Annotated in this window: 8 protein-coding genes; 5 read left to right on the top strand and 3 right to left on the bottom strand. The window is 61.2% G+C overall.

Annotated features, from left to right (window positions below; genetic code table 11):
* Positions 1-62: 62 nt before the first annotated feature.
* On the bottom strand, positions 63-524 hold the full coding sequence (locus HU811_RS22190; protein ID WP_092401934.1) for a MarR family winged helix-turn-helix transcriptional regulator: 462 nt from the start codon (positions 522-524) through the stop codon (positions 63-65).
* Between the two features lie 161 nt (positions 525-685).
* On the opposite strand from HU811_RS22190, the gene HU811_RS22185 reads away from it, so the two are divergent.
* Positions 686-1,420, top strand: a complete 735-nt coding sequence (locus HU811_RS22185) for a sulfite exporter TauE/SafE family protein (protein WP_177193382.1) — start codon at positions 686-688, stop codon at positions 1,418-1,420.
* Here HU811_RS22185 and HU811_RS22180 read toward each other — a convergent pair.
* Positions 1,410-2,264, bottom strand: coding sequence for a LysR substrate-binding domain-containing protein (locus HU811_RS22180; protein WP_030141879.1), 855 nt, complete (start codon positions 2,262-2,264; stop codon positions 1,410-1,412). The two genes, HU811_RS22185 and HU811_RS22180, sit on opposite strands and share 11 nt — an antisense overlap.
* 97 nt (positions 2,265-2,361) lie before the next feature.
* Here HU811_RS22180 and HU811_RS22175 point away from each other — a divergent pair, with 97 nt between their 5' ends.
* Together HU811_RS22175 and HU811_RS22170 are read left to right on the top strand one after the other, a co-directional pair.
* Positions 2,362-2,583, top strand: coding sequence for a DUF1127 domain-containing protein (locus HU811_RS22175; RefSeq protein WP_047226364.1), 222 nt, complete (start codon positions 2,362-2,364; stop codon positions 2,581-2,583).
* A gap of 64 nt (positions 2,584-2,647) precedes the next feature.
* Positions 2,648-3,877: a winged helix-turn-helix domain-containing protein gene (locus HU811_RS22170; protein ID WP_186658099.1), complete on the top strand. Its 1,230-nt coding sequence runs from the start codon at positions 2,648-2,650 to the stop codon at positions 3,875-3,877.
* A gap of 132 nt (positions 3,878-4,009) precedes the next feature.
* Here HU811_RS22170 and HU811_RS22165 read toward each other — a convergent pair whose 3' ends face one another.
* Positions 4,010-5,356, bottom strand: a complete 1,347-nt coding sequence (locus HU811_RS22165) for a class II 3-deoxy-7-phosphoheptulonate synthase (protein WP_092401922.1) — start codon at positions 5,354-5,356, stop codon at positions 4,010-4,012.
* Between the two features lie 135 nt (positions 5,357-5,491).
* On the opposite strand from HU811_RS22165, the gene HU811_RS22160 reads away from it, so the two are divergent.
* Both HU811_RS22160 and HU811_RS22155 read left to right on the top strand, forming a co-directional pair.
* Complete coding sequence (locus HU811_RS22160; protein ID WP_186658098.1) at positions 5,492-6,247, top strand: spermidine synthase; 756 nt, start codon at positions 5,492-5,494, stop codon at positions 6,245-6,247.
* A gap of 299 nt (positions 6,248-6,546) precedes the next feature.
* On the top strand, positions 6,547-8,220 hold the full coding sequence (locus HU811_RS22155) for a DEAD/DEAH box helicase (RefSeq protein WP_047226368.1): 1,674 nt from the start codon (positions 6,547-6,549) through the stop codon (positions 8,218-8,220).
* Positions 8,221-8,354: the final 134 nt, after the last annotated feature.

Below are 8,354 nucleotides of genomic sequence, written 5' to 3'. Positions count from 1 at the left end.
GGGAGCGAGCCTGCTCGCGATAGCGGTGGGGCAGTTGACGCTGCTGCTGGAGAGGCTGCGTTTCAGAGGCTGTCTTGCAGGTTGCTGCGCAACGCTTGCAGGTCAAGTTGCAGCTTCTTCAATTGCTCCAGGGTCTGGCCACTGGCGCCGAGAATGCACTGGGGAATGTCGAGGGCTTTTTCCTGCAGGGCGCGTCCCTGTTCGGTGAGCTCGACGATGACCACGCGTTCATCTTCGCGACTACGGGTGCGGCTCAGCAAACCCTCGGCCTCCAGGCGCTTGAGCAACGGGGTCAGTGAGCCCGGATCGGTGAGCAAGCGATTGCTGATTTCACCGACAGTCAGACCATCCTTTTCCCACAGCACCATCATCGCCAGGTACTGCGGATAAGTCAGGCCCAGGGCTTGCAGCAGCGGCTTGTAGACTTTGGTCATCAGCAGCGACGTGGAGTGCAGGGCAAAGCACACCTGATTGTCGAGCAACAGGGCTTCGCAGGGTTCGGGGGTAACGCGCTGGGTGCTCATGGCAGAACCTTCAATCAATGATGGCTACGAATCTAGCGGGCGAACCTTTAATGCGCCAGATAATTCTGACGTTCTGATCAGATGTTGCGTTCCCCCGTGAGCGCCGACTGCGTAGGATAAGCGCCCTGATCAAGGGGGAATCGGCTGTGATCGAAGGTGTGATGTATCTGGCGTTCGGTGCCGCATTGGGCACTTTGGGGGGATTGTTCGGGATTGGTGGCGGGTTGATCGCCATTCCGGTGCTGGGCCTGTTGTTCGGCCTCGATCAGCAGATCGCCCAGGGCACGGCCCTGGTGATGGTCGTGCCAAACGTGATGCTCGCCTTGTGGCGCTACCACCAGCGCAATCGCATTGAAATGCGTCATGTACTGCCACTGGCCTCCATGGGTTTTTGCTTTGCCTGGCTTGGCTCGATCTGGGCCGTGGGCATCGACGCGCAAAGCATGCGAATCGGCTTCGTGGCCTTCCTGATCGTCCTGGCGGCCTACAACTTGATCCGCATGTTCGCCGCCAGCGCGCCGGCTTCGGCGCAGATGCGTTATGGCTGGCCGTGGCTCGCCGTGCTGGGGGCTGCGTCGGGGACCATGGGCGGATTGTTCGGTGTCGGCGGGGCGGTCGTCGCAACGCCGTTCCTGACCAGCCTGTTTGGCACCAGTCAGGTGGTCGCCCAGGGATTGTCTCTCTCGTTGGCCTTGCCCAGTACCGGCGTGACCCTTGCCACGTATGCGGTGCATCATCAAGTGGACTGGTGGATCGGCCTGCCGCTGGCCGCCGGGGGGCTGCTCAGTATCAGTTGGGGGGTAAAGGTTGCCCACGCCATGCCGGAGCGGCTGCTGCGCGGGCTGTTCTGCGGCTTCCTGGTGCTGTGCGCGATCTTGCTCGCCTTTAAAGTTTGAACCCTTCGACGATGTGCTCGGCCAGGCACTCGGTGATCGGCGACGGATTATGCAGGTTGCGGATCAGCATGATGCTGGCCTCGGGCAACTCCGGCAGGTTTTCCGCCTCGCCCAGCACGCGCATGTCGGGTGTCAGCAGGCTTTCCAGCTGCGCGGTGATCGCCAGGCCCGCGCCGACCACCGCCATGAGCGCCGACAGGCTGGAGCTGTTGTACGCCACGCGATAATCGCGGCCCATGGCATCCAGCGCATTGCAGGCCCATTGCCGACAGAAGCAATCACTGTTGAACATCGCCAGCGGCAACGGTGTTTGTTCGTGGACGTTGAAGCACGCCGCTTCGGCCCAGACAAAGCGTTCCTTGCGCAATAACTGGCCGATTTCGTCCCCCGGTTTGCGGGTGACGATGGACAGGTCCAGATCCTGGCGCAGCAGCAACTGTTTGGATGACTCGCAGTGCACTTCAATTTCGATCAAGGGGTAGAACTGGGCGAAGCGCTGCAGGATCCCTGGCAAAAAGCGCATCACGTAATCGTCCGGGGTGCCAATGCGCACCGTGCCGACCATGTGCGGTTCACGCAGGGTGTTGAACACTTCGCTGTGCAGCTTGAGGATCCGCCGGGCGTAGCCCAGCAACACCTGGCCTTCGGCGGTCAGCTTGACCTGGCGCCCGTCACGCTCGAACAGCCGCCGCTGCAAGACATCTTCTTCCAGCCGCTTCATCTGCATGCTGACGGCGGACTGGGTGCGATTGACCAGCTCACCGGCACGGGTGAAACCACCCTGGTCAGCGATCGCGACAAAGGTTCGCAGCACTTCCGTATCGATGCTCGGGTAACTCGACAATTGATCAATCTCCGAGATGTATTGCATAAGAAACATTCGTTGGATTGATCTTAGCGTTGGCGCGAGACTTGAGCCATCCCCAACGGAGGACATCACGATGAAAGGTCAAAAAGGTTATCTACTGATAGAAAAACTCTCGTCCCACGGCTTTTCCATCAGCGCTCTGCTGCACAAGTTTAGCCGCTGGTACGAATTGCACCACGAACGTGAACTGCTTGCCGGAATGAGCGATGAGGCGCTCAAGGACATCGGCGTCAGCCGTGCCGACGTCGAAAAAGAAGTGGTTCGGCCATTCTGGGATGACCCGATGCACAAATGAGCCATCCTTCCCTACACAAACCGCTTAATGGTGAGGTAGGTTGCGAGCAGACAAGGAGATCTTCATGCCCGCGACTCTGTCCTTTACCCTCAAACAGGCCCGGCGTCTGGCGTTGGCCGCCCAGGGATTCGACGGGCGGTCAACGGCAGCTTCGGTGCAACCGGCGCGCCTTAACCGCCTGATTGAACGCCTCGGCGTCCTGCAGATTGATTCAGTCAATGCATTGGTGCGTTCGCACTACCTTCCGCTGTTTTCCCGTCTCGGTCACTACACCCCCGATTTGCTCGATCAGGCAGCCTGGAGCCAGGGTCGACGTCGTACGCTGTTCGAATATTGGGGACACGAAGCCTCGCTGCTGCCGCTGGCGATGTATCCGCTGATGCGCTGGCGCATGGATCGTGCTGCCCGCGGTGAGGGCATTTATCGACAGTTGGCACAGTTTGGTCAGGAGCGTCAGGATGTCATTCGTCGCGTCTTGGCTTCGGTCCGTGAGCAAGGCGCCGTGGGGGCGGGCAGTTTGTCCACGCGCCAGGAAAAGGCCGGACCCTGGTGGGACTGGAGCGCCGAGAAGCATGCGCTGGAATGGCTGTTCGCGGCGGGTGAAGTGACGGTGGCGGGGCGGCGCGGTTTCGAGCGGCTTTACGACTTGCCGGAACGCGTGCTCCCGTCCTCGATCCTGCAACAACCCCTGCCGGACGAGCCCCAGGCTCAGCGTGCCTTGTTGCTGCATGCCGCCGAGGCCTTGGGCGTGGGCACGGAGAAAGACTTGCGCGACTATTTTCGTCTCGATCCGGCCGATAGCCGCGAGCGCCTGGCTGAGCTGGAGGAGGCCGGTGAGCTGATGCGCTGTCAGGTGCAAGGCTGGAAGCAACCGGCCTGGTGCCGCCCCAGCGTAAAAATCCCCCGCAAGGTGGCGGTCAGCGCGCTGTTGTCGCCGTTCGATTCGCTGGTCTGGGAGCGCAGCCGTACCGAGCGGCTGTTCGACTTTCGTTATCGGCTGGAGATTTATACCCCGGCTCACAAGCGGGTGTATGGCTATTACGTGTTGCCGTTCCTGCACCATGAACGCATTGCGGCGAGGGTCGACCTGCGGGCGGAGCGGGCTTTGGGTCGATTAGCGGTGCATGCCGTGCACGAAGAAGAGCCGGGGCTGGACGAGGAGGGGCTGCAGGCATTGGCGGTGAATCTGCGACGCCTGGCCGACTGGCTGGGGTTGGCGCGGGTCCAGCTCAATTGCGCTCGGGCGGGCGGGGTTCGGTTGGCGGGGGCGTTGGCTGAGGTGGGTGGTGACTGAACTGGCCCCATCGCGAGCAGGCTCGCTCCCACAGTTGACCTTTGATGTACACCGTTTTTGTGAAGGGCGCGGTCAATGTGGGAGCGAGCCTGCTCGCGATAGCAATCCAACAAGCGACGAGGACTTACTGACTCACCGCCTCACCTGCTTCAACGTCTCAGCAATCAGAAACGCCAGTTCCAGCGACTGATCGGCATTCATCCGCGGATCGCAATGCGTGTGGTAACGATCCGACAGCCCGTCCTCGGTGATCGGCCGCGCACCGCCAATGCATTCGGTGACGTTCTGCCCGGTCATTTCGATGTGAATGCCGCCGGCATACGTGCCTTCAGCTTCGTGAACCTGGAAGAACTGCTTCACCTCGCCGAGGATTTGCGCGAAATCCCGGGTCTTGTAACCGCTGCTGGCCTTGATGGTGTTGCCGTGCATCGGGTCTGAACTCCACAGCACCTGCTTGCCTTCTCGCTGCACGGCGCGTAACAGCTGTGGCAGGTGATCGCCGACCTTGTTCGCGCCCATTCGCGCGATCAGGTTCAGTCGCCCCGGATCATTGTCCGGATTGAGCACGTCGATCAGGCGGATCAAGTCGTCGGGGTTCATGCTCGGGCCGACCTTGACGCCGATCGGGTTGTTCACCCCGCGCAGGAATTCGACATGGGCACCGTCCAGCTGACGGGTGCGGTCACCGATCCACAGCATGTGGGCCGAGCAGTCGTAGTAATCGTTGGTCAGGCTGTCGCGGCGCACGAACGCTTCTTCGTAATTGAGCAGCAGGGCTTCGTGGGCGGTGAAGAAACTGGTTTCGCGCAATTGCGGCGAGCTGTCCATGCCACAGGCGCGCATGAAGGCCAGGGTTTCGTCGATACGGTCGGCCAAGTGGCTGTACTTCTCAGCCAGGGCAGAGTTGGCGATGAAGTCCAGGTTCCACTTGTGCACCTGATGCAGATCTGCGAATCCACCCTGGGCGAAGGCCCGTAGCAGGTTCAAGGTGGCGGTGGACTGGTGGTATGACTGCAGCAGCCGCTCCGGGTCCGGCACGCGGCTTTTTTCGTCGAAGCCGATACCGTTGACGATGTCGCCTCGATAGGCCGGCAAGGTTACACCGCCAATCGTCTCATCGTTGGCCGAGCGCGGCTTGGCGAACTGCCCGGCCATGCGGCCGACCTTGACCACCGGGCAACCGGCGGCGAAGGTCATGACGATCGCCATTTGCAGCAACACTTTGAAGGTGTCGCGGATCTTCGCCGCCGAGAACTCGGCAAAGCTCTCGGCGCAGTCGCCGCCCTGCAGCAGGAAGGCCCGGCCTTGGGTGACTTCGGCGAACTGACGGCGCAACTCCCGGGCTTCACCGGCAAACACCAGCGGCGGATAACTGGCCAGGGTCTGCTCGACCTGCAGCAAATGCGCCGCGTCGGGGTATCGGGGTTGCTGCTGGATCGGCAGGGCGCGCCAGCTGTCAGGGCTCCAGGGTTGGCTCATCATGATCTCTAGGTGGTTTACGCTCGGGCTGCCATGTTATCAGCAAATTAGTGCGTGACCTGTTTGCGTCGCTTCGCGGACAATCGCGCTTTTGCCCCGGTTATGCTCAGGGTCAGCGTAGCCACAGGAGATGAAATGACAGAGGAGCGCGTCGAGCATTTGCTCGCCGAAGTGCATGACCAGTTCGGTGTTATCCGGGTTCTCGAAGTGGCGGACTACCGTTTTCTGGAATTTGGCGACGCCATCGAACAGAGCTGCGTGTTCACGGCCGACCCGAGCTGGCTCGAATATGATTACACCCGCGCCATGTTGATTGGCGCGTTGTGCCACGAGCAGCCGGAAAGCGCGCTGTTCCTGGGACTGGGCGCCGGGACGCTGACCCAGGCCTGCCTCAAGTTCCTGCCGCTGGAAGACGTCGAAGCCATCGAACTGCGTCCCGATGTGCCGCGCCTGGCTATCCAATACCTGGGGCTGGACGACGATCCGCGGCTGTACATCCGCGTTGGCGATGCTTTGGAACTGCTGGAAACCGCTGAGCCGGCGGACCTGATCTTTGTCGACCTCTATACCGACGTCGGCCCCGGCGTCGGGCACCTGGCCTGGGGTTTTCTGGAAAACTGCCAGAAACGCCTCAATCCGGGCGGCTGGCTGGTGATCAACCAATGGGCCACCGACGACGGCAAACCATTGGGCGCGGCCCTGCTGCGCGGCTTGTACCACCGGCATTACTGGGAGCTGCCGGTGAAAGAAGGCAATGTCATCCTGATCGTGCCGGCGGATCTGGACCAGACGCTGGACATGGATAGCCTGGTGGCTCGGGCTGAAGGGCTGGCGCCGCAATTGGGTTATTCGCTGTTGCCACTGATCAAGGCGATCCGCCCCGCGACCTGAGAGGCGAGGGAGCAAGCTCCCTCGCCACAGGCGTGTTCTACGATAAAAAATCTCCCTTTTCAGGCGATTTCCGGTATAGTGCGCGCCGGCCTTTAGCCGGGCCGCGTCAAGGTAGCGCAATTCCCCGAAGCCAGCTTCGGTTGCATGTCCGCACAACGGATGCTTCCACGACGTTCTTTTTCATTCATTCGTTTTCGCAAATCCCCGCCGACAAAGCAGCCAGGGCGACTCTTGAGTCTCAACACGGCACGCGCAGCTTTGGAGCATGGGTCTTTGCGGATGCACTTAGAGGCAGACCCATGACCCAGGAAACCGGCGGCTTCGTCGCTTTTAATCTTAATCCGAACATTCTTGCAGCCGTCATTGCGACCGGCTACGAAGAACCTTCGGCTATTCAGCAGCAATCGATCCCGATCATCATGGCCGGTCACGACATGATTGGTCAGGCGCAAACCGGTACGGGTAAAACCGCCGCGTTCGCCCTGCCGATCCTGCATCGCATCGATCCTGCTAAGCGCGAACCGCAAGCCCTGATCCTGGCGCCAACTCGTGAGTTGGCGCTGCAAGTAGCAACCGCTTTTGAAACCTACTCCAAGCAAATGCCTGGTGTAACCGTCGTGGCTGTCTACGGCGGCGCTCCGATGGGCCCGCAACTGAAAGCCATCCGTAACGGCGCGCAGATTGTTGTCGCCACTCCGGGCCGTCTGTGCGACCACCTGCGTCGTGACGAAAAAGTCCTGGCCACCGTGAACCACCTGGTTCTCGATGAAGCCGACGAAATGCTCAAGCTGGGTTTCATGGATGACCTGGAAGTCATCTTCAAGGCCCTGCCAGCGACCCGTCAGACTGTATTGTTCTCGGCCACTCTGCCGCAGTCGATCCGCGCCATTGCCGAGCGCCACCTGCGCGATCCGCAACACGTAAAGATCCAGACCAAGACCCAGACCGTCACCGCGATCGAACAGGCTCACCTGTTGGTTCACGCCGACCAGAAGACCTCGGCCGTGCTGAGCCTGCTGGAAGTCGAGGATTTCGACGCCCTGATCATGTTCGTACGCACCAAGCAAGCGACCCTGGACCTGGCCAGCGCCCTGGAAGCCAAAGGCTACAAAGCCGCTGCGCTGAACGGCGATATTGCCCAGAACCAGCGTGAGCGCGTGATCGATTCCCTCAAGGATGGCCGTCTGGACATCGTTGTGGCGACTGACGTTGCCGCCCGTGGCCTGGACGTTCCGCGCATCACCCACGTGTTCAACGTGGACATGCCGTACGATCCGGAATCCTACGTTCACCGTATCGGCCGTACCGGCCGTGCCGGTCGCGAAGGTCGTGCACTGCTGCTGGTCACCCCGCGTGAGCGCCGCATGCTGCAAGTGATTGAGCGTGTAACCGGTCAGAAGGTTGCCGAGGTTCGTCTGCCGGACGCCCAGGCGGTGCTTGATGCCCGCATCAAGAAACTCACCAACAGCCTGTCGCCACTGGTGGCTGACGCCGAATCGACCCACGGTGATCTGCTCGATCGCCTGACCGCCGACATCGGTTGCACCCCACGTGCCCTGGCCGCTGCTCTGCTGCGCAAGGCCACCAATGGTCAGGCGCTGACCCTCGCTGCGATCGAGAAGGAGCGTCCACTGGTGCCGAACAACGCACCGCGTGGCGATCGTCCAGAGCGTAGCGGTGATCGTCCGGACCGTGGTGATCGCGAGCGTCGCGCACCGATCCCGCTGGCCGAAGGCCGTGCGCGCTGCCGTACCGCGCTGGGTGCCCGTGACGGCATCGCGGCCAAGAACCTGCTGGGCGCCATTCTCAACGAAGGCGGCCTGGCTCGTGAGGCCATCGGTCGCATCCAGGTACGTGACAGCTTCAGCCTGGTAGAGCTGCCGGAAGATGGTCTGGAGAAGTTGCTGACCAAACTGAAGGACACTCGTGTCGCCGGCAAGCAGCTCAAACTGCGTCGCTATCGCGAAGATTGATCCGCTCTCGGGCTGATTGATCGAACATAAAAAATCCCCGACTGGTTCGGGGATTTTTTTTGCCTGTTGGTTGGTGTTCATTCAGGTTGAGCGGCATTGTCCCATTCGCGAGCAAGCCCGCTCCCACAGGGAAT

The sequence above is a fragment of the Pseudomonas tehranensis genome, assembly GCF_014268615.1.
In the GTDB taxonomy this organism is placed as follows: domain Bacteria; phylum Pseudomonadota; class Gammaproteobacteria; order Pseudomonadales; family Pseudomonadaceae; genus Aquipseudomonas; species Aquipseudomonas tehranensis.
This window is presented reverse-complemented; position numbering and strand designations above follow the sequence as displayed.